Source organism: Nonomuraea guangzhouensis (assembly GCF_019396345.1).
Lineage (GTDB): Bacteria > Actinomycetota > Actinomycetes > Streptosporangiales > Streptosporangiaceae > Nonomuraea > Nonomuraea guangzhouensis.
In genome coordinates this window covers 178,332-203,910 of record NZ_JAHKRM010000005.1, presented here as the reverse complement: position 1 = coordinate 203,910, position 25,579 = coordinate 178,332, and the positions used below count along the sequence as shown (strand labels likewise).

Genomic DNA, 25,579 nt, shown 5'->3' with positions numbered 1-25,579 from the left:
ACATTGCCGGTTTGAACTGTGCCGATTCGGAACAGTGCAGGTACAGTGAGCGCAATCCCGTTCGAACAGTGTGAATACGGTGAGCGCAATCCTGTCGGCTGAGCGGCACGCCGGGCCATGGCGTCCGCTCCGCCCCGGTCGGGCTGCCAAGTGCCCCCACCGGGCCAATCGCCCGATCCGCTGAGACCTGGGCGAACCCGTGATGGAAACAGCGCATAACCGGGACAGGTGCCCATGGCGCCAAGCTCCCTACATGAGGACCCTCAGATCATCATGAAGAGAAGACGATCATGAAGCCTGGAGATAGTGACGAAAGTCTCCAGACCGCGCGCCATGCCCTGGTCAGTGGCGGCCTGCTGACCACCGCGCTCCGCTCGAGCGACGTGCGGCCGGATATCCTGCGAAGCTGGCGGCGGTGCGTGTCGGCCTCGACCCCGTCAGAGCAGATCCGAACGCGCCGCATCGAGCGCGGCAACGCATCCGGCTTGCTCACCCGCGCGGCCGCTCCGATTCTGGATCACCTGGAAGGCGAACTCGCTGATCTCGGCGTCGCCGTCCTGATGACCAACCGGTCGGGCCGGATCATCGCCCGGCGGGTCGCGGACTTCCGGCAGCGCGACCGGCTGGACGACCACTACGTCCTCGAGGGATTCGACTACTCGGAGCCAACTGTCGGCACCAATGGGCTGGGAACAGCCCTCGAAGACAAGCAAGCCCTCTGGGTACACGGCGCCGAACACTTCAACGAGGCGCTCCAGGTCTTCGCGTGCGCCGGCGTACCGATCCTCAGCCCTCGAAACGGTGTCGTGGCCGGATCCCTCTCGCTCGCGGCGACCGCGGCGGCGGCGAACCCGATGATGATGTCCTTGACCAAGCTCGCCGCGAGTCAGGTCGAGCAGGCGCTGAAGGAACTGGTCTGGGCGCGCGAGGCCACCCTGGTCTCAGCATTCCAACGGTCCAAAGCCCACAGGGGCCCATCAATGCTTCTCACCGACGACAGCGTGCTGGCCGACACCGCGCTGCTGCCGCTGATGATCCCGTCCACCTACGTTGCGCTATGGGAAGCCGCCCAGCGGCACGCCTGGACGGACGGCACAGCCGAGCTGGACGTCACGGTCGGCGACGTCGCGCTGTCCGTCGAGGCGCGGCGGATAGTGGATGCCGACGGGCCCGCTTACCTGCTTGAATTCCCCGCCCAACCGTTCCGTCGTCGCCGTCCCGGTCTGGCCGCGACTGTCCAGCGGGGTAAGCCCGCGCTGCGGGTCCACGCGGTCCCGGAGGTCAGCGACCGCGTGCTGGCCGCCGCCGCGGCTGCCGACGTACTCGCGTTCAACGGCCCGCCGGGCTCGGGGCGGCTACGGACCGCGTCGCAACTCGCGTCGGCCGAGGGCCGTGATCTGCTGGTGCTGAACGCGACCACGTTCGACGCGGCGTCGTCCCAGGAATGGCTTGCCCGCGCGGTCCGCGGGATGGCCGCGGGCAGCCGCGTGGTGATCAGGCACGCGGAGCAGATGCCGGTCAGCGCCATTGCCGCAATGGAGTCGATCCTGTCGGATTCGGCGCGGCAGACGAAGCAGCGGCGGGGGCTGCTCGTCGCGACCGTCGACCGCACGCGCGCGCCCCAGGCGGTCAGCGACCTGCTCGATCGCCTGGCGGTGACGATCGACCTGCCATCCTTGGCCGAGATGCGCGAATGCGTTCCGGGCATCGCTGAGGAGATACTCGAATCGTTGAGCGACGGCCGGGTCCGCTGGCGGCTGTCGTCGTCATCTTTGCAGGCGCTGCTGCGCTGGAACTGGCCAGGCAACGTCCGAGAGCTGCGGTCCGTCCTCCAGGCAGCCGCGGCCACCGCGCGCGGCGCGGTCATCCAGGTCGATGATCTGCCGCCGCGCATCACCGAAGCACATCGCTCAGCGTCGCTGTCGGGCATCGAGCGAGCCGAACGGACCGCCATCGTCACGGCCCTGGCGAAGTGGCGGGGCAACCGGTCGCGGGCGGCCGAAGAGCTCGGTATCGGCCGGACGACGCTGTACCGGAAAATGCGCGAACTAAAGATCACCAACGATGGGAACTGGCTCGAGTAAGCCGGTCCGAGCCGACCATGGCCCGCCGCCCAGGTGGGCGCGATCGGCAGCCGATCGGACGCATCGGCTCAGCCTTTGGCGAGTGCTTCGCGGCGGATCCACTGGAGCAAGCTGGGGTTGTCGGCGGTGGTGATCACGCTGACGGTGGTGCGGAGATAGCGGTCGTCGTCCAGCAGGGCCAGCATGCTCGCGGCCAGGTCGGCACGGGCGGTGAACCTGCTGTCGGCGTGGCCCTCGACGAGCGTGTAGTCGGTGACCGCCGGCAGTTGGAAGAGCCCGCTGGGGCGCACGATCGTCCAGTCCAGATCGCTGGCGCGGACCAGCGCCTCCATCCGCCGCATGTCGTCGTACAGCGTCTTACCGAGCACCCGCGTCACGTACGGCAGCAAGACTCGGTTGAACAGGAACCCGCCTTCGGAGTACGCGTGCGGGTCGACCCCGCTAGAGCTCACCACGGCGAGCCGACGCACCCGATGCCGTCGCATCGCGGCGACGATATTGGCCACGCCCCGCGAATAGGTGCTGATCGGTGCCTTGCCGGCGGGCACCCCGAGCGTCGACAGCACCGCATCCCGTTCCGCCACGGCGGCGTCGACGGCCGCCGGATCGAGCACGTCGGCACCGACCACCTCAAGCCGATCATGGTGCACGGGAAACGTGTCCGGCTGCCGGGTCACCGCGGCGACCTGATGTCCGGCGGCGAGTGCCTGGCCGGTGAGCAGGCGGCCGGTCGGGCCGTTGGCCCCGAAGACTGCGATACGCATGACGACTGTCCTTTCCCTGGTTACCCGTCTGCCCCGAGACGAGACAGCCTGGTCGTTCTGTGACACATGAGGAAGTTGCCGGGCCATGTCACAGAACGGCCGGGTGGTCTCGTCTCCGGTATGGAAGACAGGTTGTGGGATCGGGAAGGCGATGATCATGCGGGTATTCGTGGCCGGCGGAGCCGGGGTGTTGGGGCGGCGGCTGGTGCCGCAGCTTGTGGCGCGTGGCCACCAGGTGATGGCGACGACGACGAGCTCGGCGAAGTCAGGCATGGTGGAGCGGTTGGGCGCCGAGGCGATCGTGATGGACGGGCTGGATGCGGGGTCGGTCGGGGAGGCGGTGGCCAAGGCCCGACCGGACGTGATCGTGCACCAGATGACCGCTATCTCCGGCAAGCCAGATATCAAGCACTTCGACCGCTGGTTCGCCACCACCAACCGGCTGCGTACCGAGGGGACGGACCACCTGCTGGCCGCCGCGGAAGCGACCGGCGTATCCCACTTCATCGCACAGGGTTACGCCTCTTGGAACGGCGTCCGTACGGGCGGATGGGTGAAGACCGAGGAGGACCCGCTGGACCCGACGAGCACCGGCAAGGGGGCGAAGGCGCTCCGTCACCTTGAGGACGCGGTCGTCAGAGCGGGTGGCGCGGTCCTGCGGTACGGCGCGTTCTACGGTCCGGGCGCCACCGACGATCAGGTCGAACTCGTGCGCAAACGGCAGTACCCGGTCGTCGGGAACGGCGGCGGCTACAGTTCGTGGGTACATCTCGACGACGCGGCCGGCGCCACCGTCCTGGCCGTGGAGCACAAGGCGAGGGGTGTGTTCAACATCATCGACGACGAGCCGGCCCCGGCTCGTGAGTGGCTGCCCTACCTGGCCGAGTGCGCGGGGGCGAAGCCGCCGATGCGGGTGCCCGTCTGGCTGGCCCGGCCGCTCGCCGGGCAGACCGCGGTGACCATGATGACCGAGGGGCGCGGCTTCTCCAACGCCAAGGCCAAGCGGGAGCTCGGCTGGCAGCTGCGTTACCCCTCCTGGCGGCAGGGGTTCAAGGAGGAGCTGGCGTGAGCCGGGCCGAGGAGTTCGAGGAACTGCGGCCGCTGCTGTTCTCGATCGCCTACCGGATTCTCGGCAGTGTCGGCGAGGCCGAGGACGCGGTCCAGGAGACCTGGCTGCGCTACGAGGCCTCCCCGACGCGACCCGCGTCGGTCAAGGCGTTCCTGTCGGCCGTGGTCACCCGGATCGCGATCGACGTGCTTCGCTCGGCGCGCGTCCGGCGGGAGGAGTACGCCGGGCTGTGGTTTCCCGAGCCCCTGCTGACCGACCCGTATGAGGACCCGGAGCGGTCGGCGGAGCTGGCCGACTCGGTGTCGATGGCGGCCCTGCTGCTGCTGGAGCGGCTCAGCCCACTCGAGCGGGCGGTCTTCGTGCTGCGGGAGGTGTTCGGGTTCGGCTTCGGTGACGTCGCGTCGGCGGTGGGGCGCTCGGAGGCGGCCTGCCGCCAGCTCGCCGTACGGGCGCGCCGCCACATGGACGCCGGCCGCGCCCGGTTCGAGGCCGACCGCCGGGAGCGAGAAGAACTCGCCGGGCGATTCTTCGACGCCTTCCGGGAAGGCGACGTGGCCGGGCTGCGGGAGCTGCTGGCCGCCGACGCGCAGATGGTCGGCGACAGCGGGGGCAAGGCGCCGCTGTGGGGCAAGGGCGTCTTCGGCGCCGAGAACGTGGCCCGGACGCTGGTCGCGATGCTCGCGCCGTTCGCCGCGATCGGCGGGGTCGTGCAGTCACACGAGGTGAACGGCCAGCCGGGCGCGATCTTCCGCGACCAGGACGGCAAGGTGGTCAACACCTGGACGCTCGACATCCTCGATGGGCGGATCCAGATGATCCGCGCGGTGATCAACCCCGACAAGCTCGGACACCTGGGTCCGGTGGCGGACGCCTGGGCGGTCGTTCGCGAGGCGAAGCAGGCTCGCCGGTCCACGTCACCACGCACATCGGACTGATCGACGGGCTCGCGGCAAGGCCGCTATGGGGCGATCGGCTGACCCGCGGCCGGCTTCGGCTTGCTGATCTGCCCTTCGGCGTCGACCACGACCACCTCGACTCCCTCGGCCGAGAACGGGGCCAGCGCGTCCTCCGGGGCGCCGACGTCGGTCACCAGCGTCCAGGGCCGGGGGAGCTGAACCCAGGCGTGGAACGGCCGTCGCCCGATCTTGGCCGCGTGCGCCAGCACGTAGGTCTTCTGGGCGCTGCGCGCCATGAGCTCCTTGAGCCGGGTCTGCTGGAGGTCGGCCTCGCAGATCCCGCGGTCGGCGGTGACTCCGTCAGCCCCGAGAAAGACGCGGTCGAACGACATCCGCTCCAGAGCGGTCTCGGTGGTGGGGCCGACGAACCCCTGGCTGAGGTGGCGCAGCCGGCCACCGAGGCACTCCACATGGAGGCCTTCGACGTCGTCGAGCTCTTTCAGTACCGCAAGGCTCGTGGTGGCGATCAGGAGCTGGGTGCTGGAGCGCAGCTCGTGAGCCAGCGCCGCGACGGTCGAGCCGGCGTCGAGCAACACGGACTCCCCGGCTCCGATCTGCTGCGCCGCCCATCGGGCGATTCCGCGTTTGGCCTCGAAGGCGTCACCGAAGCGCTGACGCAACGAGTCCTCGGGGTGCGCGACGACGGCCATCGCACCGCCGTACGTGCGGGCCAGCAGCCCTTGCGCGGTCAGCCGGGCGAGGTCACGCCGGATGGTGGAGGACGTCACGTCGAACGTCGAGGACAGCTCTTCGACGCTGGCCAGGCCACTGGTCGTGGCCAGGCGCACGATCTCGGCGCGCCGACGGTCAGGGTTTCCGGACAACGCTCCTCCTTCTCGGCTTGTCGGTCAACGTCCCGGGGTCAGATCGCCGGGCTGGGGGACATCTGGGCGGCCTGCCGCAGCGCCTCGATCATGCTACCGACCTCGGCGATGCCCTTCCCGGCGATGTCGAAGGCGGTTCCGTGGTCCACGGACGTGCGGATGACGGGCAGGCCCACGGTGATGTTCACCCCGGCCTCGATGCCGAGGATCTTCACCGGGCCGTGGCCCTGGTCGTGGTACATCGCCACGATGAGGTCGTAGTCTCCGCGCCCCGCGACGAAGAACGCCGTGTCGGCGGGCAGCGGCCCCTGCACGTCGATGCCGTCGGCCTTCAGGACTTCGACGGCGGGCACGATCTTCTCGGCCTCTTCCCCATACCCGAACAGGCCGTTCTCCCCGGCGTGCGGGTTGATGCCGCACACGCCGATGCGCGGGTTCTCGATCCCGGCCCGGCGCAGCGCCTCGTGGCCGCGGCGAACGGTCCGTTCCACCAGGCCGGGTTCGATCTTCGCGATCGCGTCGATCAGTCCGATGTGCGTGGTGACGTGGATGACCCGGATCTTCGGCGAGGACAACATCATGGACACCTCGTCGATCCCGGTCAGGTGCGCGAGGAGTTCGGTGTGTCCCGGGAAGATGTGGCCGCCCGCGTGCAGGGCCTCCTTGTTCAGCGGTGCGGTGCAGATCGCCTGCACCTCCCCGGCCATCGCCAGCCCGCTGGCGACGCGCACATAGTGGTACGCGGCCGCCCCCGCCACGGGGGAGACCTTCCCCCAGGGCAGGTCCTCCGGCAGCAGCGCCAGGTCGATGACATTGACGCGTCCCGGCTGGAAGACGGCATCGGCCACGGTGTCGATCGCGACGATCTCGGTGTCGATCCCGAGGATGTCGGCCGCTTGGCGCAGCCGTACGGCGTCGCCGATGACGACGGGACGGCACAGCTCGGCGACCTGGGGGTCCTGCAGGGCGCCGACGATGACTTCCGGGCCTACGCCGGCCCCGTCACCCATGGTGACGGCGATGATCGGAGTGGCCGCGGTGCGCGGCTGAGGGCTGACGGCGGCGGTGGTGGTGCTCACTATGGGGCCTTTCGCTTGGTTCTGAGGAGGGGTTAGGGAGTGCGGGGCCAAGGCCTGGACGATCTCGACGAGCGAGTCGGGTCCCCCGAAACTGCCCGGGCGGGTGACCACGGAACGGCCGTCGGGCATCCGGGAGTGGACGGCTCCCGGATGCACCTGCCCGACCGGTGTCAGTTCCCGCACCTGAAGGGCGTCAAGGACGCGCCGGGCGGTCTCGCCGCCGGTCAGCACGAGGTCCACCGTCCGCGGGGACGCGCGCACCGCGTCCGCGACGGCCTCGGCCAGCCGCCGCGCGATGTCGCGCGAGGCCGCCGGGTGGACGGCGCCGGCGGAGTCGAGGAAGACCACGACCGCCTGGTCGCCGACCGGGATGCGGGGGAGGGCTGCCCGTCCGGCGGGTGCGCCGAGGAGCGCTGCCAAAGGCAGGGCCACGGGTACGGCTCCCGCCTCGACCAGCCGGCGCACCTGTTCGGCCGCGACCGGCTCGGCGCTGCCCACCACGACGAGCGGCGCCGGGCAGGCCACGTCGCCGTGCCGCGCGGCATGCGCGGGGACGGGCTCACACTCCTCGACGTCGCCGTGCCGTGTGCCCTCCGCGAGGTCCGGCTCAGGCTCTTCGACGGCCGCGCCGAGACTCCGCAGATGACGCCCGAGCGCGTCGGCGAGCCCACCGGAGCCGACCAGCCGCACCGACGGTACGGTCAGCGCGGCACGTAGCACGGCGTCCAGATCGCGATCCGTCTCGGCGTCGCACAGCGCGATGCGCGAGTCCTCGGCGCAGGAGGCGATCGCGTCGGAAAGGCGATCCGATCGCACGGTCGCGAGGTCCAGCACGCGGGCCGGAAGCGGCGCCAGGGCCGCCTCGACCGACGTCGGAGCGGGGACGCCGTCCACCGCCCAGGCGTTCGCCCGATGGAGGGCCACACCGGCCAGATGCAGCACGCCGCCGCGTACCACCCGATCCAGGCCGGGCAGGGCAGGGGCCACGACGATGCCGGTCCCAGGCGCCGTGAGCGCGGCCACCTCCGCCGCGACGTTGCCACGCAGCAGAGAGTCGATCTTCTTGAAAACCAGCCGCGGACGTCCGGCCGAGGCCAGGGCGATCGCGGAACGCACCGCCGCGGCGGCCTCGGTGGGACGCAGGTGCCGGGAGTCGGTATCGACCACCAGAAGGTCGGCGGCATCGCGCTCTCCCCGCACGGCAGGTCGAGCGAGGACAATCCTTGTGCGCGTTTCGCGCATCATGACCCGCGCTGCCGACTCAGCCGCCCCCGAGAGGTCGTCGGCCACGATGAGCACACCGTGCGCGGCCGTGCTTGGCCTGGGCGTCAAGTAACCCCTCCGATGAGAGCGATCTATGCACGTCAGACAGGCTCTCACTGCCCCCGCGAACCTCGTGCGCGATCCGCTTCAGAACCAGGCGCGCACGCTGGCGCAGCCCTCGTCTCGACTGGATGATGTCACAGCTTGCACAAATTGCGCTAGGCCTCTTGCGCGAAGCGCGCATGCATGTAATGGTGCAGCAACGTCGTTGTGACGTGGGAAACATCCGGTCCTGGCAGGCGGCCCCCGCTGAGAAGCGCACCGCTACGGACGGTTCAGAAAGCGAGAAGCCCAGTGACCCAGCTCGGAAGCGGCCCCCAGTACTCCCGCCGAAGTCTTCTCCGTCTCGGTGCTCTCACAGGCGCGGCCATGACACTGGGCCCCCTCGCCGCCTGCGCGGGACCGGGGCCCGCCACTGGCACGGGCGCCAGCGCCGGCTCCACCGCCGGGCCGGGGCTCACACTGGCGCTCAACCGCTCACTCGTGTCTCTGGACAACAAGCTGAACCAGTTCGATGCCGCCGTCACCGTCCAGCGTGGCGTCCGCCAGGCGCTGACCTTCATCGATCCGAAGCTCACCGTGCAGCCCGTTCTGGCCGAGAGCTTCAAGCTGACGGCTCCCACCGAGTGGACGGTCAAGCTGCGCGACGGCGTCCACTACTCCGATGGCAGCCCGATCAAGGTCGAAGACGTCTCCACGGCCCTGCAGATGTACCAGAAGGTCCCCGGATCGTTCCTGGCCGGCCTCTTCCCCGAATGGCCGACGGTCACCCCCGTCGACGCGAGCACCTTCAAGCTCGTGACCGAGAACCCGATGCCGACACTCGACTACCTGATGGCGAACATCCTGATCACCCCCGCCGCCGCCAACAAACCGGAGGAACTCCAGGGCGGCATAGGATCGGGCCCCTACGTCGTCACCGCCGCGAACCGGGGCACCGGCGAGTACACACTGCAGGTCAACGACAAGTACTGGGGCCCCGCGCCCGCGATCAAGACCGTACAGGTCAGGTTCCTCCCGGAGGAGGCCAACCGCGTCGTCGCCCTGCGCAGCGGCGAGGTCGATGTGATCGACGCGATCTCCCCCGATGCGATCAGCCAGCTCTCCGGCATCGGCGACGTGGAGATACAGCAGGTGCCGAGCACGCGCATCACCCAGCTCTTCTACAACTTCCGCAAACCCTCCGGGCACCCACTCGCCGACGTACGCGTGCGCGAGGCGCTCAGCTACGCCATCAACGGCCCCGCCCTGATCAAGGACGTCTTCGCCGATTCGGTGACCCAGGCCCGAGGCGTGGTGGCCGACACCCTGACCGGGGCGGTGCAGACGGGCGAGTACGTCTACAACCCGCAGAAGGCCAAGCAGATGCTCGAGGCCGCCGGCGTGAAAGATCTCAAGATCAAGATCATCTGGGAGACCGGGGAGTTCGCCAACGACACGAGCGTCATGGAGGCCGTGGTGGAGATGCTCAAGGCGGTCGGCGTACAGGCCGAGCTCCAGCAGTTCCAGCCGGGCGGCGACATCTCCAAGTGGCGGCAGGGCAAGGGCGGCGACTGGGACGTCCTCGGCAACGGCTACCCCGGCCCGACCGGGCTGGCACTGACTCCGCTGCAGGGCATGTTCGCCGGCACGGCGGAAAAGGAGGCCACCCGGGACACCTACCACGGTTACGTGTTCCCCAAGATCACCACCTTGCTCCAGAAGGCCTCCCGCGAAACCGACCAGACGGCCCGGGACGGTCTCCTCAGCACCGCCCAGAAGGAGATCTGGAACACCTGGCCCTGCATGTGGGCCTTCGTCCCCAAGACCGTCATCGCCCGGCGCAAGCGCGTGCAGAACGTGCTGCTCAGTCCCACCAACTCCTACGACCTGGCATCTGTCCGGCTGAATGGATGAGTCGTGGTCCGCTACGTCACCCAACGCGTCGGGCAGAGCCTCCTGGCGATCTTCCTGACCATCTCCACGGTCTTCGTCCTCGTACGGCTGGCGCCAGGCGATCCGGCGGCCGCCTACGCCAGCCCCCTGGCCACCACGGCGGAGCTCGAACGCATCCGTGTCCAGTTCGGCCTGGACAAACCGCTGATACAGCAGTACGGAATCTTCGTTCGTGACCTGTTCGGCGGCAACCTGGGCACGTCCTTCTCCTTCCAGGCCCCCGCCCTGGACGTCGTCCTCAGCCGGATGCCGTACACCGTCATGCTCGCCGTGTCCTCCATCCTGTTCGCCGCGGTCGTGGCCATCCCGCTCGGCGTCTGGATGGCGCGGCACGCCGACACCGCCCGTGAGCTCGGGGCCAACGTGGCCATGATCGCCGGTCAGTCCATGCCGGAGTTCTGGAGCGGCATCATGCTGCTGACCGTCTTCGCGGTGCTCGTCCCTGTGCTCCCGGCATCCGGTTTCACCAGTTGGGCCGGCCTGGTGCTGCCGACCGTGACGGTCGGCATCCTGCAGATCGCGTTGATCTCCCGTTTGGTGCGCCGGGAGATGGGGACCGGCTTCGCGGCTCCCTATCTGACGATCGCCCGCTCCCGCGGCATCTCCGAACGCGGCCTGACCTGGCGCTACGCCATGGGCAACTCGGCCGTCCCGGTGGTGACCGCGCTCGGCACCCGGTTCGCCGCCATGCTCAACGGCGTGGTGGTGGTCGAGGTCGTCTTCGCCTGGCCGGGTGTCGGATCGCTCGTCGTCCGTGCGCTGGAAACCCGGGACTACCCGCTGATCCAGGCGACCGTCCTGGTCACGGCCATCCTGACAGTGGCCGTCCAGCTCCTCATCGATCTCACCTACCCGCTGCTCGACCCGCGGGTACGACTCGGGAAGGCGGTGTCCTCATGACCGCCACGGAGGCCGGCCCCGCCGACGGCTTCGGCGGCCGGGAGACCCCGGAGCCCTCCGCACGGCCCAGCGCGGTGACCGCCAAGGATCTCGCGCGATCCGCGGCGGTCCTCCGCCGCAAGGGCGCGCGGCTGAAGACATGGGTCGGCTCGGTGTGTGTGGCCCTCGTCGTCGTGCCCGTCGTCCTGGCCGGCGTGCTGCCGATCCCCGGGCCGGACGAGCAGAGCCTCAGCCTGCGCCGTCTGCCACCGCTGACCGGCGGGCACCTGTTCGGAACCGACCAGCTCGGCAGGGATCTTCTCTCCCGGGTCCTGCACGGCGGCCAGGTCTCGCTCACCGTCGGGGTGCTGGCCATCGTCGTGTCCGGCATCATCGGCCTCATCGCCGGTGCCGCGGCCGGATTCTTCGGCGGCTGGGTCGACACCATCGTCTCCCGCCTGCTGGAAGCGCAGCTCTCGCTGCCTCTGCTGTTGATGCTGCTGTTGATCGTCGCGCTCTTCGGCCCCTCCATTCCGGTCATTACCTTCGTGATCGCGATCGCGCAGTGGCCGGAGGTGGCCCGCCTGACCCGTTCCCTGGTGCTCGTCGAGCGGGAGAAACCCTATGTGGCCGCGGCCCGGGTGCTCGGCCTTCGCCGCATCACCATCCTGCTCCGGCACGTGCTGCCCAACGTCGTCAAGCAGGCCACGCTCGTGATCCTCCTGCTGCTGGCCCAGGCCGTACTGCTGGAGAGCGCGCTGAGCTACCTGGGCGCCGGTCCGCAGCGCCCGTTCGCCACCTGGGGCCGCATCATCTCCGACGGCCAGGACTACATCACGACGTCGTGGTGGCTGGTCACGCTGCCCGGACTGGTCATCGTGCTGCTCGTCGTCGGGGTCAACCTGCTCGGAGACGGGCTGAGGGATCGCGTCCGCAGACGGAAAGGAAGGTGAGCCGAGCATGGCAGCCGAGTTCGACCAGGCCGATCGTCCCCTGCTGGAGGTCGAGGACCTGCAGATCGAGCTGATCACCGAAGCCGGCATCGTCCGCGCCGTCGACGGCGTGAGCTTCCTCATCCGCCAGGGCGAAACCGTGACGATCATTGGCGAGTCAGGCTCCGGCAAGTCCACCACGGCCATGGGCATCCTGCGACTGCTCCCTCCGGAGCTGGCGGTCCTCTCCGGCAGAGCCCGCTTCCAGGGAGTCGACGTCATCGCCGACCCGCGCGCGGTGCGCAAGGTACGCGGGCGTACCGTCTCCCTCATCCCGCAGGATCCGATGACGGCGCTCAGCCCGGTCCACACCATCGGGCGGCAGCTCCGTGAGGCCGTGCGGCTGTGCAACCGCGACCTGTCCAGGTCGGAAATCGTCTCGCGGTCCGTCGCCCTGCTGGCCCGGATGCATATCCCCGATCCGGAGTCCCAGCTCCGGAAGTATCCGCATCAGCTGTCCGGAGGCATGCTGCAGCGCGTGCTCATCGCGCTCGCGCTCGCCGGGTCGCCCGTGCTGCTCGTCGCCGACGAACCGACCTCCGCCCTGGACGTCACCGTCCAGGCAGGCATCCTCGACCTGCTGCTCGAAGTACAGGAGAACACCGGCATCGGCATTCTCATGATCACTCACGACATCGGTGTGGCCCGGCTCGTCTCGGACCGCATCCATGTCATGAAGGACGGGAGATTCGTCGAGTCCGGCGAGGCCGAACAGATCGTCCACGAACCCGGCGACCCGTACACCAGGAAGTTGCTGACGGCGGTCCCACGGCTCGGCCCCTGGGACGAAGACGGCGAGTCCCCGGACGTGCCCGCCGACGACGGGTCGCCCGCCGACCCGATAGCGCTGGGAGAATCCCGATGACCGACGACGCGTTCCTCGAGGTCGACGGCCTCGTCGTGGACTATCCCGTCGCCCACGGCGTGTTCCGCGCGGTCGACGACGTCAGCTTCACCGTACGGCGGGGCGGCACCCTGGCCATCGTGGGGGAGTCGGGCTGCGGCAAGTCCACGATCGCCCGGTCGATCGTCCGGCTGGTCAAGCCCACCGCGGGCCGCATCGTGGTGGACGGCACCGACATCGCCCGGCTGAGTGAGAAACAGCTGCGCCCGATGCGCAGCGGGATCCAGATGATCTTCCAGGACCCGTACGGATCGCTCGACCCGCACCTGTCGGCGGAGGAGATCGTCGCGGAACCGCTGCGGGTGCGCGGAATGCGCGACAGGCGCGCACGGGCCAAGGAGGCGGCCAGGCTCATCGACCAGGTAGGCCTGCCCGCTACGGCCCTGGAGCGGCGCCCGCCGGAGTTCTCCGGCGGGCAGCGCCAGCGCATCGGCATCGCCAGGGCCCTGGCCTCCGATCCCGACCTGCTGGTCTGCGACGAGGCGACGAGCGCGCTGGATGTGTCCGTTCAGGCTCAGGTCCTCGCCCTGCTCATGACGATCCAGGCCGAGACCGGCCTCACCTATGTCGTGATCTCCCACAACCTCGGTGTGGTCAGGGAGATCAGCGAGAACATCGTCGTGATGAGCAAAGGGCGCCTGGTCGAGTCCGGTCCGACCCGGAAGGTGCTGGCCGCACCGGCCCACCCGTACACCCGCGCCCTCCGCAGGGCCGCGCTGGACCCGGCCACGATGCGCGGGCGCAAGCCGCGCAATCTGGTGTGCGGCCCGTCCACCACGCAGTCCCCCGGCACAACCGTTGAGCGAGGAACCGACCGATGACACCTTCCGTACCAGCGGCGACACCGTCCGGGGCGCCCATCGGGCTGTCCCGCCTGGTGCTGGGCACCATGACGTTCGGCGACACGGCCGACGCGAAAGTGGCCGCGCGCATGCTGGACGTGGCGCTCGACGCCGGCGTCACCGGGGTGGACACCGCGAACGTCTACGCGGGCGGCGCGACCGAGTCCATCCTGGGGCCGCTGCTCGCCACCCGGCGCGACCGGGTCGTCCTCGCGACCAAGGCCGGTATGCCCCATCCGGACGCCGGCGATCACGCGCCGTTGTCCGCCAAGGGATTGCGGGCGAGCCTCGAAGGCAGTCTGCGCCGCCTGCGGGCCGACCACGTCGACCTGTTCTACCTGCACCAGCCCGACCGCCGCACGCCGCCGGCCGAGACGCTCGGCGCCATCGCCGAGTTCGTCGCCGAGGGCAAGATCGGCGCACTCGGCGTCTCCAACTACGCGGCCTGGCAGATCGCCGAGATCAACCACACCGCCGACGCCGTCGGCGCGCCGCGGCCGGTCGTCGCCCAGCAGCTCTACAACCTGCTGGCCCGCAGGGTCGAGGAGGAATATCTGGAGTTCGCGCGGAGCACCGGCCTGACGACCATGGTCTACAACCCGCTCGGCGGGGGCCTGCTCACCGGGCGGCACACCTTCGAGCAGGACCCCGCCGCCGGCCGCTTCGGCGACTCCACGCTCGCCCCCATGTACCGGCAGCGGTACTGGAACCCGGCGCTGTTCGAGGCCGTCACCGCCCTTGGCGAGATCGCCGCGCAGTCGGGCATCTCCCTCGTCGAGCTGTCTCTGCGGTGGCTGGGCCATCGCGACGGCGTGGGGGCCATCCTGCTCGGCGGTTCCAAGGTCGAACACCTCCGCGCGAACATCGCGATCGCCGCGGCCGGGGCGCTTCCCGAGGACGTCGTGGCAGCCTGCGACCGCGTGGGCGCGGCGCTGCGCGGCCCCATGCCCGCCTACAACCGATGAGAGCCGACCACCGAGGAGAAGGCCAGCCGTGAGCATCATCGACGTCACCGCCAGGATCCGGGCCCGGGAGCCCGCACTGGGCTACTGGTCCGTGCTCGATTCGCCGGTGTCCACCGAGCGCATCGCGCGCCTCGGTTACGACTACGTGTGCCTGGACGCCCAGCACGGACTGCTGGGCTACTCGGGGCTGCTGAGCGGCCTTACCGCGATCGACGCGGGCGGCGTGTCCGCGGGCCTGGTCAGAGTCGAGGCGAACGACCCCAGCCCCATCGGCCGGGCCCTCGACGCGGGCGCCGCGGGTGTCATCGTGCCGCTCATCGACACCGCCGACGATGCCGCCGCGGCCGTCTCCGCGACCCGCTATCCGCCGAAAGGGCGCCGCTCGTACGGGCCGATGCGCTCGGCGCTCCGCATCGGGCCGCGCCCCGCGGACAGCGACGCCACCGTGCTGGTCCTCGCCATGATCGAGACGGCACAGGGGCTGGCCGACGTCGAGGCGATCTGCGCCACCCCCGGCCTGGACGGCGTCTACGTCGGCCCGTCCGATCTGTGTCTGGCCCTGGGCGGCGCCTTCCCCGGCGACCCGGCGATCGCTTCCCAGTTCGAGGACGCGCTGGTCACGGTGCGCGAAGCCGCCAGGTCCGCCGGTGTCGCCGCCGGCATCCACACACCCGACGGCGGGACCGCCGCCAAGCGCCTGGCCGAGGGATACACCTTCGCCAGCGTCGCCTCAGACCTCGTCCACCTCGAACAGGTCGCCAAGTCCCACCTGACCGACGCCCGAGACCAGTTCCGCCAAGGAGAACAGTGAGTCAGCCCCAGACGCCCGTTTCCGGCCAGCTGCCCGTGGACGGCCTGATCCGCGTCCGCGACGACGACCCGGATCGCCACGAGGCGTACCTGATCGCGCCCGCCGTGCAGAACCACGCCGCCAACATCATGGCGCTACGCAACGGCGATCTCGGCTGCGTGTGGTTCGGCGGTACGCAGGAAGGCGTCTCGGACATCTCGGTGTGGTTCTCCCGGCTGGAGAAGGGCGCGGACACCTGGTCCACTCCCACGCGGCTGTCCGACGACCTGACGCGTTCCGAGCAGAACCCGGTCCTGTTCCCCACTCCCGCCGGCGAGCTGTGGCTGCTGTACACCGCCCAGCATGCCGGTAACCAGGACACGGCCGAAGTTCGCCGCCGCATCTCGCGAGACGACGGTCACACCTGGGGACCTGTGCAGACCCTTTTTCCCGCCACGAGCCGCGGCGGGGTCTTCGTCCGGCAGCCCGTGCTCGTGCTGCCGTCCGGCCGGTGGCTGCTACCCGTCTTCAACTGCGTCACCACACCGGGCAAGCGCTGGGTCGGCGACCGTGACACCAGCTCCCTCATGATCTCCGACGACGAGGGACGAACCTGGCGCGAACAGCCCGTTCCGGAGAGCACCGGCTGCGTCCACATGAACGTCCACCTCCTGGCCGACGGCACGCTGCTCGCGCTGTTCCGCAGTCGCTGGGCGGATTCGATCTACGCGAGCCGGTCAGAAGACGAGGGCGCTACCTGGAGCGCTCCCGGCCCCACCGAACTGCCCAACAACAATTCCTCCGTCCAATACGTCACGCTGCGTGACGGTCGGCTGGCGCTGGTGTTCAACGCCAGCAGCGCGGCCGACGCCACCGAGCGCCGGGTGTCCCTGTACGACGAGATCGACGATGACGGCCTCGCCGAGACCCCGGCGGGTCCGGCCGGCGACGGGCCGGCCGGACCCGCCGGGGAGGTGCCGGCACCCGTCGGGCGCGATGAGCGAACCGCGTTCTGGGGTGCTCCGCGTGCCCCCATGACGCTCGCGCTGTCCGGCGATGGAGGGCGCACCTGGCCGATCCGCCGCGATCTCGAGGTGGGAGACGGCTACTGCCTGACCAACAACTCCCGCGACGGTCTCAACCGGGAGTTCTCCTACCCGTCCATCCAGGAAACCGCCGACGGTGACCTGCACATCGCCTTCACCTACCACCGCCGCGTCATCAAGTACGTCCGCGTACGACCCGAGTGGGCCGCCCGCACCGAAGGCATCTGACGTGCCGATGGACGCCACGCCGGACCGCCACACCGGACAGACCGCGGACGAGCAGCGGCACGCGGTGGTGACCGGGGCCAGCTCCGGCATCGGCCGGGCCGTCGCCACACGCCTGCTCCGCGAGGGCTGGAGAATCACCGGGATGAGCCGCACCCACCCTCCGGAGCAGCGCCAGGACACCCCGGCCTACTCGTGGGTCCAGGCGGATCTGACCGACCTCGACCAACTGGCCGACGCATCAGCCGCGGTGGGCGCCGTCGACGCCATCGTGCACGCGGCGGGCCTGCAACGCTCCGCGCCGCTCGGACACCTCTCGGCACAGGACGGCGCCCTCATGTGGCGGGTCCACGTCGATGCCGCGACCGTTCTGGTGAACGCCCTCGCCGGCGCGCTCCGCCCAGGTGGCCGCGTCGTACTGATCGGAAGCCGCACGATGACGGGCGCGGCGGGCAAGAGCCAGTACGCGGCGACCAAGGCCGCGCTCGTGGGCTTGTCGCGTTCCTGGGCCATGGAACTGGCGCCGCGTGGCATCACCGTCAACGTGGTCGCCCCCGGCCCGACCGACACCCCCATGCTGCGGGATCCCGGACGTGCCACCACGCCGCCACGGGTTCCCCCGCTGGGCCGGTTCATCAGGCCCGAGGAGGTCGCGGGACTGACGGCCTTCCTCCTCGGACCGGAAGGAGGCTCGGTCACCGGCCAGCACCTGGTGATGTGCGGCGGCGCGTCCCTGTCCGGGTAGGGGTCAGCTGAGGGTCAGCTCGTACTCGACCTGCTCGATCGGGTTGCCGTCACCGAAATCGTGCCGGCGGCCCGCACCCGACTCGGTGAAGCCGTTCTTGGCGTAGAAGCGGCGTGACTGGGGGGTGTCGCGCAGCGTCCACAGATGCACCCCGTCGAAGCCGTCCTCGCGCAGCCTGCGCAGGGAGGCGACCATCAGGGCGCCCGCGCTGCCGGTGCCCCACGCGTCCGGGTGGTTGTAGAAACCGAAGAGTTCGGCCCATCCTGGCCGGACCGGCGAAGGACCGAAGTAGGAGAAGGTCAGCGGTCGTCCGGCCAGCGCGGCGAGCAGGAGGGTGTCCTGCCTGGTGGCGAGCATGTTGTGCCACTTCCCGCGTCGGCTTTGTACCGCTTCGGCGAAGTACGCCGGGTCGAAGAAGTCGACGTAGGCCGCCTTCCAGGACTCCGCGTGGATTTCGCCCACCACATCCCCATCACCCACGGAGGCTTGATAGATCGCGAAGTCTTCTGCCACAAGATCAGTCTTTCTCTTCGAGATACTCCCGCGCCGCGTAATCGTAGGGCATCGACATCACACCGCCCTCGTTCCTGTTACGCGCCGCGAACCTGACCGTCATGGCCACCGCCGGCATCGTCGCCGAACTGCCGTCCCTCGCCCAGGAGATCGCCCAGGAGATCACCTCCTGCACCTTCGCCGTAAACCCCCTGCCCGTGCCGCTGGACCAGGTCGAGCAGGTGTGGAACACCCCAGTCGCCCCCGGCCGACGCGTCGTGCTCACGCCCTGAGTACAGACTCCCGCCGCCGGTCGGCCTGTGGGGCAGGCGCATCAGCAGGCCGTCGCAGTGGCAGGGCGAGCCGCACCGGTGGCAGTGGCAGTCGCCCGCCACCGAAGCCTGTTCCCAGTATCGGCGGACGGTGGTCACCGGCTCCCACCCGGCCGCCTTCAGCACACCGTCGCCGCACCCCGGGCGGTCACGCAGCCACACCATGGCGTACGCCTCCGTGCACCGCTCCCTCAGCCAGGCCGTGCGCTGGACGGCGAGGGCGGTGCCAAGGCCGCGACGGCGCATCGACGGCACCACGGCCATCGCGCTCAGAATGCCGACCCGCCGTCCGCCGGCGGACGGCGGGTCGGGGGAGAGGGTCCCGTCCGGCATCGGGGCGATGAACGCGCGATATCCCTCGTCGTCGACCACCTGGGCCAGCGCCGCCCCCACCGGCGTCATCGACCCCTGCGGGAAGGCCGCCAGGAGCTGGACCGTCTCGTCATCGCGCAGGTGCCGCAGGAGCCGGCCGACGGTGAGCACGCCATGGCCGAGCGCGGCGTTGACGACGGCGGCGGCCGCCGCCACCCCCCGCTCGTCGCCGGGGTGAAGCCGGGCGACGAACCACGCGGGATCCGCCATCGGCGGATGAATGCGAGTCACGTTCCTCGTTATATCCGGCCGTCGTTCTCGAATTCAGGTGAACGGAATTCACGTATGTCCAACATAGTACTATGCTTAGAGTGGTTTGATTTCTGGATTCGGGAGAGATTCGATGCGGCAGAACCCGGCACGACGGGCGGCACTCCTCGACGCGGCCATCGAGGTGCTGGCCCGTGAGGGGGCGCGCGGGCTGACCTTCCGGGCTGTGGACATCGAGGCGCAGGTGCCCAACGGCACGGCCTCCAACTACTTCAACAACCGCGACGACCTGCTCACCCAGGTCGGCCACCGCTTCTACGAACGGCTGGAGCCCGAGGCGGGGATGGTGGCCGCCCCGCTGGAAGGGCCGCGCGACCGCGACCGGGTCACCGAGCTCATGCATGACCTGGTGGAGCGCGTCAGCCACTTCCGCTCCGGCTATCTGGCCCTGCTGGAACTCCGGCTGGAGTCCACGCGCCGCCCGGAGCTGCGCCGCCTGCTCACCGAGCGCATCCGCGCCGACGTCGACGCCAACATCAGCTACCACACGCAGTCCGGCCTGCCCGGTGACGCGACCACCGTGGTCCTGCTCTACCTGGCGCTCAACTGGCTGATCCTCGAACGGCTCACGCTGCCCGACGTCTTTCCCGAGAGCCAGATCCACGACCTGGTCACCGACGTGGTCGAACGCGTCCTGCCAGGCCCCAGGCGTTAGCCTGCCACCGCCACCCGCGGGCCGCTGGCAGCATCTCGTTGTTGAACGCGCCTCGCCGGTGTTTGGTGACAAAGACCAGGTGGACATGCATCGCGGCAACCGCATGGCTGCCTCGTCGGTATTCCACTTCCTGGCTCATCGACCATGCGATAATGTGTTCGAGTCGATGGTGGGTGTTGCCAAGTGCCACGAGGGTGTCAGTGGGTATTGCCACCGGATGTCAGTGGCTCCGCCACGAAAGTGTCAGCAGCGGCCCAGAGAGAGGGTGCCGTCCGCCAAGGTGATCGGCAGCGCCGGCCATTGAAGGCCCCCCACTCACGGGATTCTGCGGCCTCGGCTCTCGCGTGCCCCAGGCAGACCGACGCGCGGGTTGCTGGCAGTCGTCGCCTGAAGTGGCGGCTGGTCAGGGGGTGAGCTGCTGGTGTCCTATGACGGATAGCAGTTCGAGCTTGCTGTGGCTTTCCGTGCCGGGGCGCGTGGTCAGCACGATGAGGGTCTGGGCGCGGTTCTCGGTGAACAGGACCTGGCAGTCGACGTCGATACGGCCGAGTTCGGGGTGGAGGATGGTTTTGCTTTCGTCGTAGCGCTGGGCGACCTCCTGCCGTTCCCACGCGCGGACGAACTCGGGGCTGCGTTCCTGGAGTTCGGCGACGATCCGGGCGGCTCTAGGGGTGTCGCTGCCGGTCGTCAGCGCAGCCCGCAGGCGGGCCGCCTGGGTGCGGCTGTGGCGCGGGTGGACTTCTTCGGGGTAGTACAGGCGCTCGGCTGGGTCGGTGAACCAGCGGTAATAGGCGCTGCGGGCCAGGCCGGTGTGGCGGGTCTGGTCGCCCATCAGTGCGGTGGCGAGTGGGTTCATCGCGAGGGTGTCGGCCATGTCGGACAGCACTAGGGCCGGGGCGTCGTCCAGGCGGTCCAGGACCCGCATCAGGGTCGGGCTGACGTGTTCCAGACGGTGGATGCGGGCCGGGGCGTTGTGGCCGATGAGGCCGAAGAGGTGGTCGCGCTCGTCCAGGGTCAGCCGCAGCGCCCGGGCGAGGGCGGTGGCGATCTGCATGGAGGGCTGCGGGCCGCGCTGCTGCTCCAGGCGGGTGTAGTAGTCGGTGGACATGCCGGCGAGAGCGGCGACCTCCTCGCGTCGCAGCCCCTGGGTCCGCCTGCGCGGGCCCTCGACCAGCCCAACGTCGCGGGGGCGCAGCGTCTCACGCCGCCGGCGCAGGAAATCCGCCAGCTCTTTCTTGTCTATGTCGTTCATCGTGGCCGCTTCCTTGGCTTCCATCCAGAGACCGCCGATCCCTGGCTGAGCTCCTCCATGCGTGTGACCAGCGGCAACCCGAGGTTACCGGCAGGGATTGCCGATCCATGGACAAGCCGTCCTCTTCCGCCCCTCGCACAGGCGCTCCTACGGTCAGGGGCTGCGGGCGCTCACCGGCTCGCGGCAGCGAAGGAGAGAACACCCATGAAGATGACCGGCAACACGATTCTGATCACCGGCGGCACGTCGGGCATCGGGCTCGGTCTGGCCCTGCGCCTGCATGAGGCCGGCAACAAGGTGATCGTCGCCGGTCGGCGCAAGGAACTGCTCGACCAGATCACCACCGAGCACCCGGGTATCGAATCGATCGTCCTGGACATCGCCGACCCCGCGTCGATCGTCCGCGCCGCCGAAACGGTGACGGCCGGTCACCCGGCGCTGAACGTCCTGATCAACAACGCCGGCATCATGCTGCGGGAGAACCTTCTCGACCCGGCCTGTCTCCCGGTCGCCGAGGACCACGTCACGATCAACCTGCTCGGCACGATCCGGATGACGTACGCCTTCCTGCCGCTACTGGTGGGCAAGGACGACGCGGCCGTCATGAACGTCACCTCCGCGCTGGCGTTCGTACCGCTGCCGATCACCCCGACCTACAACGCGACCAAGGCCGCGCTGCACTCCTTCTCCGAGAGTCTGCGCGTGCAACTCGTCGGCGCCAACGCCGGCGTCCAGGTGATTGAGGTGGCCCCGCCGGGCGTGCGGACGACGCTGCTGGGCCGGCAGGACGACGCGAACGCCATGCCGCTGGAGGACTTCCTCACCGAGACCCTCGACCTTCTGCGCGAGAAGCCCGACGCGAAGGAACTTGTCGTGGAGCGGGCCAGGTTCGTGCGCGACGCGGAGGCCAACGGCTCCTACGACGACGTCCTGGCCATGCTCAGCGGCGTCTGAGCGACGCCCGCAGCCACTCGCTTCCTCCCGCGACACAGAGATCGAAAGGGCCGACATGAAACCCACCAACGAAGACACCGTCGAAATAGCACAGGTCCTTGCCCTATGGGGCCACATCATGGACGACCGCGAGTGGGGCCGCCTCGGCGAAGTCCTCACAAAGGACGCGGTATGGGACGCAAGCGCTTTCGGCTTCGAGCCGGTCGCCGGGCTGGAGGCGATCACTTCCGTCCTGAGCTCCGACGGGCACGCGCGCGCTCATCACACGACGAACATCGTCGTGTCGGAAGGGCCGGGCGAGGAGGCTCGTGTCCGGTCCAAAGGCCTGGGCGTCATGGACGGCGGCACCGTCATCAGCGCCGTCTACACCGACGAACTGCGGCGCGCTGCCGACGGCTGGCGCATTTCCAGGCGGGCCATACACCTCAACCGACCATAGGGGTCCTCTGCCTGAAGCAGTAGGTGCCGCTGCGGACGGGCAAACCGCGTTCGTAAGGGGAACGCTCAACGAGACACGTCTCGTCGTCGGTCGGTGGCGACGCGACCTGCGGCGACGTCGTCTCAGATAGGTAGTCCGTGAAACTGTCCGGTGATGGGGGGCTAAACGGTACGATCGGCGGGTGGGAGAACTGATCGGCTACGCCAGATGCTCGACCGTCCTGCAAGACCTCACCTCCCAGCGCGAGATCCTCGCTTCCCTCGGCGTCGCCGACGACCGCATCTACCTCGACAAGGCCTGACCGGAACCAACCGCAGCCGCCCCGGCCTTGACCAGGCCCTGGCAGCCGTACGCGCCGGCGACACCTTGGTCGTCCCCAAACTCGACCGCCTCGCCCGCTCGGTCCCCGACGCCCGCGACATCGGCGACACGCTCGTCGATCGCGGCATTCGCCTCTCGCTCGGCGGAAGCATCTACGATCCCGCCGACCCCATGTCGAAGATGTTCTTCAACATGCTGGCGGTCTTCGCCGAGTTCGAGGCCGACCTGCTGAAGATGCGCACGCGTGAGGGCATGGCGATCGCCCGCTCCAAGGGCAGGCTCAAGGGCAAGCAGCCCAAACTGTCGGTCCGCCAGCAGGCCGAACTGGTGCGCATGCACGCCTCCGGCGAGTACAGCATCGCGGACCTGATGGAGGTCTTCACCGTCGGCCGTGCGACCGTCTACCGGGTCCTGGATCGGGTGAAAGCCCAGCAGAGCGCATGAGCGGGAGCCGGACGACCCCGGAGCAGTGAGAGGCGGCGCTGTATCGGCTGCGGCAGCTGAGCGATGACGGAAAGTCCGTCACAGCCGAGGTCAAAGCGACGGCGGCCCGGCTGGGCGTGGCCGAGCGGACGGTGTGGCGTCGGCTGAGCCGCCCACGGCGGCCGCGGCCGCGGTTCACCTTGTCTCCGACCGACATCGCGGCGTTCACCGACTTCGGCGGGAACGTCGCGGCGGTGCACCGGGCTCGTACGGCAGCGATCGCGGGGCGTACGACGGCCGCCGGGGCGCCGATCGACGCCGACCTGCTGCAGGGCTGGGCGGGCGCGCCGCCGGTGGCGCTGCGCTCGTTATACCGGGCCTTCACCGAGGAACTCACGCCGGCGTTCGTGGCCGGGGTGAGCGGCGGGGAGCGGGCCCGGCGGGCCAAGCTGGTCTACCTGCAGCGCCCGGCGACTTTCCGCAACCAGTGTGGGAGGGCGATCACAAGAACCTGCCCATCGTGGTGCTGCCGCCCCGCGGCAAGGCCGTCACCCCGTGGGTGACGATGTTTCTCGACGACGCCACCCGCCTGATCACCGGGTGGGCGATCGCGTTGACCCCGCACGCCGGCACGGTGCTGACGGCGTTACGCATGGGCATGCTGCAGGATCCGGCCACCGGGCCCGCGCACGGCGTCCCCAGCTTGTTGCGTCTGGACCAGGGGCTGGAGTTCGCCGCCGCGTCCGTGCAGGCGGCGACCGGGGCGCTCGGCGTCGAGTGTCGGCGGATGCCCGGCTATCAGCCCAACAAGAAGGGCAAGATCGAGCGCGCGTTCCTGACCGTCGAGCAGATGCTGCTGTGTACGCTGCCCGGCTACACCGGCGCCGCCCGGGAGGCGAGCGGGCGGCTGGCCGGCCCGGGCGCGCGCACGCGAGGCGTACGCCGAGGCAGCCGCGGCCGGGGAGGAGACGGTGCTCCCGCTGGGGCTGGAGACCTTCGCGTCGATCTTCAGTGCCTGGGTGCGGTCCTACAACACCGAGCACCGCCACAGCGAGCTGGACGGCCGCACGCCGGCGCAGGCCTGGGCCGAGGATGTCACCGCGATCTTCGACGTGCCCGAGCAGCAGCTGCGGCATCTGCTGCTGGCCGCCGCTCCGCGCACCATCGGCCCGCGCGGGATCCGCTTCCGGAATCTGACCTGGGTCGATGCGGGCGGGCTGATCCGCGAACGGCGCGGGCAGCAGGTGGTGATCCGGTACATGCCGCATGATGACCGGCAGATCCACGTCTACCTCAACGGGGAGTTCCTGGCCACCTGCCACCCGCGTGACGCGCTCACCGGCGAGCAGGAAGAGCAGTTCTACGCCGCCGCCCGCGCCCAGGAGAAGCAGGCCGCCGCACAGCGCAGTGCAGCCCGGAAACGCGGGCGCCGCCGGCTGGCGACCCTGTCGGCCAGCCAGGAGAGCGCCGAGTCGGCCCGGCGCATCCCGGCGGCCGACACCGGCCGGCTTCCCCTGGCGCAGGCCGATCTGTGGGCCGAATCCAGCGTGAGCCTGCTGGGGTTGGGGCCGATCGGCCCGATCGAGCCGGTCGATCTGGCCCATCTGACCCATCTGGACCAGGGCGAGGAGGGACGGCCATGGTGAGGGCTCCCGAAGCCGGGCCGCCCGGCGCCCGGATCATCGCCACCCCTCAGCTGCAGCTGGCCCGGCATGTGGTCACCGACATCACCGCCCACCGGGCGGTCGGGTGATCCACGGCAACGCCGGGCTCGGCAAGACATTCGCCGTGCGGACCTGCGCCCAGGCACTGGCCGCCGGCACCGGACGGCTGGAGGCGCCGAGCGTGTACACCGTGTCGTTCAGCCCGCAGCCCACGCTGCGCCAGATCGTGGACGCGCTGCTGCTGGCGCTGACCGGCAGCCAAGGCTCGTCCAAGAGCCGTTTCCACCTCACCCGCGAGCTGATCGCCGAGCTGGCCCGCATCCCGCGGCTGATCGTGGTCGATGAGGCGCAACGGCTGACCGGGCACGGGATCGAGCTGCTGCGGCACCTGCACGACGACCCCGACACCCGGTTCGGGCTGCTGTACGTCGGCGGGCACGGCTGCTGGGAGGTGCTCTCCCGCGAGCCGATGCTGGCCTCACGCATCTGGCGGCGCCTGGCCATCACTCCGCTGCAGCGCGACATCGTCCCCGACGCGATCCGCGGCTACCACCCGATCTACCAGGCGGTCGACGACGAACTGCTGCACTACATCGATGATCGGTTCGCTCACGGGATCTGGCGTAACTGGGCGTCGTTCTCCTCCACCGCGCACCTGCTCGCCCAGCGCACCGGCCGCTCGGTCATCGATGAGGAGATCGTCACCAACGCGTTCGCGCTGCACGGCGGAGGCCCTGACATTGCCCGCCGATGACCTGCCCGCTGACGACCACTCCGCCGCCGGACCGGTGCAGGTCACCGTGATCCGCGACCCCGGCGACCTGCCCGCCACCCACCAGCGGCTCCGCCAGCTGGGCGACCCCGACCACGGCATCGTGGTGCTGCGCCCCGTCCCCTACAGCAGCTCGACGAAGGACTTCCTGTTCTGTGTCCTGGAAGGGCTCGGCAAGTCGCTGCCCGCCCGGCTGCCGGCCCCGCTGCGT

General features: G+C 69.8%; 25 protein-coding genes and 1 pseudogene. 20 read left to right on the top strand and 6 right to left on the bottom strand.

Features of this window, described 5'->3' with window-relative positions; all coding sequences use genetic code 11:
* Positions 1-290 precede the first annotated feature (290 nt).
* Positions 291-2,084 carry a sigma-54-dependent Fis family transcriptional regulator gene (locus tag KME78_RS11630; protein ID WP_281428693.1) on the top strand — a complete coding sequence of 598 codons (1,794 nt, stop codon included), beginning with the start codon at positions 291-293 and terminating at the stop codon, positions 2,082-2,084.
* 68 nt (positions 2,085-2,152) lie between these two features.
* Here KME78_RS11630 and KME78_RS11625 read toward each other — a convergent pair whose 3' ends face one another.
* Complete coding sequence (locus tag KME78_RS11625; RefSeq protein ID WP_219528840.1) at positions 2,153-2,848, bottom strand: NAD(P)-dependent oxidoreductase; 696 nt, start codon at positions 2,846-2,848, stop codon at positions 2,153-2,155.
* A 157-nt stretch (positions 2,849-3,005) separates the two neighbouring features.
* Between KME78_RS11625 and KME78_RS11620 the strand changes: the two genes are divergently transcribed.
* Positions 3,006-3,917 (top strand): NAD-dependent epimerase/dehydratase family protein, encoded by a 912-nt coding sequence (locus tag KME78_RS11620; protein WP_219528839.1) that lies wholly within the window; start codon positions 3,006-3,008, stop codon positions 3,915-3,917.
* Positions 3,914-4,852 carry an RNA polymerase sigma-70 factor gene (locus tag KME78_RS11615; RefSeq protein WP_219528838.1) on the top strand — a complete coding sequence of 313 codons (939 nt, stop codon included), beginning with the start codon at positions 3,914-3,916 and terminating at the stop codon, positions 4,850-4,852. The genes KME78_RS11620 and KME78_RS11615 overlap by 4 nt, the downstream gene beginning before the upstream one ends.
* A 23-nt stretch (positions 4,853-4,875) precedes the next feature.
* On the opposite strand, the gene KME78_RS11610 is transcribed toward KME78_RS11615, so the two are convergent.
* Positions 4,876-5,697 (bottom strand): DeoR/GlpR family DNA-binding transcription regulator, encoded by an 822-nt coding sequence (locus KME78_RS11610; protein ID WP_219528837.1) that lies wholly within the window; start codon positions 5,695-5,697, stop codon positions 4,876-4,878.
* 38 nt (positions 5,698-5,735) lie between these two features.
* The gene (gene pdxA, locus KME78_RS11605) at positions 5,736-8,108 is read right to left on the bottom strand and encodes a 4-hydroxythreonine-4-phosphate dehydrogenase PdxA (protein WP_219528836.1); all 2,373 of its coding nucleotides are present in this window, start codon (positions 8,106-8,108) and stop codon (positions 5,736-5,738) included.
* 360 nt (positions 8,109-8,468) lie between these two features.
* Between pdxA and KME78_RS11600 the strand changes: the two genes are divergently transcribed.
* Genes KME78_RS11600 through KME78_RS11560 form a run of 9 tightly spaced genes read left to right on the top strand, consistent with a single transcriptional unit; the run spans position 8,469 to position 17,422 of the window.
* On the top strand, positions 8,469-9,995 hold the full coding sequence (locus tag KME78_RS11600; RefSeq protein WP_219528835.1) for an ABC transporter substrate-binding protein: 1,527 nt from the start codon (positions 8,469-8,471) through the stop codon (positions 9,993-9,995).
* 3 nt (positions 9,996-9,998) lie between these two features.
* Complete coding sequence (locus KME78_RS11595; protein WP_219528834.1) at positions 9,999-10,934, top strand: ABC transporter permease; 936 nt, start codon at positions 9,999-10,001, stop codon at positions 10,932-10,934.
* Entirely contained in the window at positions 10,931-11,866 is a 936-nt protein-coding gene (locus KME78_RS11590) for an ABC transporter permease (RefSeq protein ID WP_219528833.1), read from the top strand. Before KME78_RS11595 ends, KME78_RS11590 begins: the two co-directional genes overlap by 4 nt.
* 7 nt (positions 11,867-11,873) lie before the next feature.
* Entirely contained in the window at positions 11,874-12,770 is an 897-nt protein-coding gene (locus KME78_RS11585) for an ABC transporter ATP-binding protein (protein WP_219528832.1), read from the top strand.
* Positions 12,767-13,630: an ATP-binding cassette domain-containing protein gene (locus KME78_RS11580; RefSeq protein ID WP_219528831.1), complete on the top strand. Its 864-nt coding sequence runs from the start codon at positions 12,767-12,769 to the stop codon at positions 13,628-13,630. Before KME78_RS11585 ends, KME78_RS11580 begins: the two co-directional genes overlap by 4 nt.
* Positions 13,627-14,616 carry an aldo/keto reductase gene (locus tag KME78_RS11575; protein WP_219528830.1) on the top strand — a complete coding sequence of 330 codons (990 nt, stop codon included), beginning with the start codon at positions 13,627-13,629 and terminating at the stop codon, positions 14,614-14,616. The genes KME78_RS11580 and KME78_RS11575 overlap by 4 nt, the downstream gene beginning before the upstream one ends.
* A 28-nt stretch (positions 14,617-14,644) precedes the next feature.
* Positions 14,645-15,427, top strand: a complete 783-nt coding sequence (locus KME78_RS11570; protein ID WP_219528829.1) for an HpcH/HpaI aldolase family protein — start codon at positions 14,645-14,647, stop codon at positions 15,425-15,427.
* Positions 15,424-16,680, top strand: a complete 1,257-nt coding sequence (locus KME78_RS11565; protein ID WP_219528828.1) for a sialidase family protein — start codon at positions 15,424-15,426, stop codon at positions 16,678-16,680. Before KME78_RS11570 ends, KME78_RS11565 begins: the two co-directional genes overlap by 4 nt.
* A gap of 7 nt (positions 16,681-16,687) precedes the next feature.
* Positions 16,688-17,422, top strand: coding sequence for an SDR family NAD(P)-dependent oxidoreductase (locus KME78_RS11560; protein WP_246650969.1), 735 nt, complete (start codon positions 16,688-16,690; stop codon positions 17,420-17,422).
* 3 nt (positions 17,423-17,425) lie between these two features.
* Here the strand turns inward: KME78_RS11560 and KME78_RS11555 are convergent, their stop codons facing one another.
* Together KME78_RS11555 and KME78_RS64140 are read right to left on the bottom strand one after the other, a co-directional pair.
* The gene (locus KME78_RS11555) at positions 17,426-17,902 is read right to left on the bottom strand and encodes a GNAT family N-acetyltransferase (protein ID WP_308126900.1); all 477 of its coding nucleotides are present in this window, start codon (positions 17,900-17,902) and stop codon (positions 17,426-17,428) included.
* Positions 17,903-18,012: 110 nt separating this feature from the next.
* Positions 18,013-18,849: a GNAT family N-acetyltransferase gene (locus KME78_RS64140; protein WP_219528826.1), complete on the bottom strand. Its 837-nt coding sequence runs from the start codon at positions 18,847-18,849 to the stop codon at positions 18,013-18,015.
* Between the two features lie 112 nt (positions 18,850-18,961).
* Between KME78_RS64140 and KME78_RS11545 the strand changes: the two genes are divergently transcribed.
* On the top strand, positions 18,962-19,543 hold the full coding sequence (locus tag KME78_RS11545) for a TetR/AcrR family transcriptional regulator (RefSeq protein ID WP_219528825.1): 582 nt from the start codon (positions 18,962-18,964) through the stop codon (positions 19,541-19,543).
* A gap of 403 nt (positions 19,544-19,946) precedes the next feature.
* Here KME78_RS11545 and KME78_RS11540 read toward each other — a convergent pair whose 3' ends face one another.
* Entirely contained in the window at positions 19,947-20,795 is an 849-nt protein-coding gene (locus tag KME78_RS11540) for a helix-turn-helix transcriptional regulator (protein WP_219528824.1), read from the bottom strand.
* A gap of 204 nt (positions 20,796-20,999) precedes the next feature.
* Between KME78_RS11540 and KME78_RS11535 the strand changes: the two genes are divergently transcribed.
* The 7 genes and pseudogenes from KME78_RS11535 to KME78_RS11510 all read left to right on the top strand — a co-directional run bounded on the left by KME78_RS11535 (position 21,000) and on the right by KME78_RS11510 (position 25,350).
* On the top strand, positions 21,000-21,749 hold the full coding sequence (locus KME78_RS11535) for an SDR family oxidoreductase (protein WP_219528823.1): 750 nt from the start codon (positions 21,000-21,002) through the stop codon (positions 21,747-21,749).
* Positions 21,750-21,804: 55 nt separating this feature from the next.
* Positions 21,805-22,188 carry a nuclear transport factor 2 family protein gene (locus KME78_RS11530; RefSeq protein ID WP_219528822.1) on the top strand — a complete coding sequence of 128 codons (384 nt, stop codon included), beginning with the start codon at positions 21,805-21,807 and terminating at the stop codon, positions 22,186-22,188.
* A gap of 297 nt (positions 22,189-22,485) precedes the next feature.
* The gene (locus tag KME78_RS11525; protein ID WP_246650966.1) at positions 22,486-22,953 is read left to right on the top strand and encodes a recombinase family protein; all 468 of its coding nucleotides are present in this window, start codon (positions 22,486-22,488) and stop codon (positions 22,951-22,953) included.
* Positions 22,954-23,132: 179 nt separating this feature from the next.
* Positions 23,133-23,495, top strand: coding sequence for a hypothetical protein (locus tag KME78_RS11520; protein ID WP_219528821.1), 363 nt, complete (start codon positions 23,133-23,135; stop codon positions 23,493-23,495).
* A 2-nt stretch (positions 23,496-23,497) separates the two neighbouring features.
* Positions 23,498-23,746: pseudogene (locus tag KME78_RS68515) on the top strand (transposase); the annotation flags it as partial.
* Between the two features lie 157 nt (positions 23,747-23,903).
* Entirely contained in the window at positions 23,904-24,578 is a 675-nt protein-coding gene (locus tag KME78_RS11515; RefSeq protein WP_219528820.1) for a Mu transposase C-terminal domain-containing protein, read from the top strand.
* A gap of 103 nt (positions 24,579-24,681) precedes the next feature.
* A complete protein-coding gene (locus KME78_RS11510) occupies positions 24,682-25,350 on the top strand; it encodes an AAA family ATPase (RefSeq protein ID WP_219528819.1) in 669 nt (222 codons plus the stop codon).
* The last annotated feature ends 229 nt before the right edge of the window (positions 25,351-25,579 follow it).

What these genes read in the sequence shown, in the direction of transcription:
- KME78_RS11630 (WP_281428693.1), top strand. Translation starts at nt 291, where the DNA reads ATGAAGCCTGGAGATAGTGACGAAAGTCTCCAGACCGCGCGCCATGCC.
- KME78_RS11535 (WP_219528823.1), top strand. Translation starts at nt 21,000, where the DNA reads ATGAAGATGACCGGCAACACGATTCTGATCACCGGCGGCACGTCGGGC.
- KME78_RS11625 (WP_219528840.1), bottom strand. Translation starts at nt 2,848, where the DNA reads ATGCGTATCGCAGTCTTCGGGGCCAACGGCCCGACCGGCCGCCTGCTC.
- KME78_RS11540 (WP_219528824.1), bottom strand. Translation starts at nt 20,795, where the DNA reads ATGAACGACATAGACAAGAAAGAGCTGGCGGATTTCCTGCGCCGGCGG.
- KME78_RS11600 (WP_219528835.1), top strand. Translation starts at nt 8,469, where the DNA reads ATGACACTGGGCCCCCTCGCCGCCTGCGCGGGACCGGGGCCCGCCACT.
- KME78_RS11620 (WP_219528839.1), top strand. Translation starts at nt 3,006, where the DNA reads ATGCGGGTATTCGTGGCCGGCGGAGCCGGGGTGTTGGGGCGGCGGCTG.
- KME78_RS11590 (WP_219528833.1), top strand. Translation starts at nt 10,931, where the DNA reads ATGACCGCCACGGAGGCCGGCCCCGCCGACGGCTTCGGCGGCCGGGAG.
- KME78_RS11560 (WP_246650969.1), top strand. Translation starts at nt 16,688, where the DNA reads ATGGACGCCACGCCGGACCGCCACACCGGACAGACCGCGGACGAGCAG.
- KME78_RS11575 (WP_219528830.1), top strand. Translation starts at nt 13,627, where the DNA reads ATGACACCTTCCGTACCAGCGGCGACACCGTCCGGGGCGCCCATCGGG.
- KME78_RS11580 (WP_219528831.1), top strand. Translation starts at nt 12,767, where the DNA reads ATGACCGACGACGCGTTCCTCGAGGTCGACGGCCTCGTCGTGGACTAT.
- KME78_RS11545 (WP_219528825.1), top strand. Translation starts at nt 18,962, where the DNA reads ATGCGGCAGAACCCGGCACGACGGGCGGCACTCCTCGACGCGGCCATC.
- KME78_RS11530 (WP_219528822.1), top strand. Translation starts at nt 21,805, where the DNA reads ATGAAACCCACCAACGAAGACACCGTCGAAATAGCACAGGTCCTTGCC.
- KME78_RS11585 (WP_219528832.1), top strand. Translation starts at nt 11,874, where the DNA reads ATGGCAGCCGAGTTCGACCAGGCCGATCGTCCCCTGCTGGAGGTCGAG.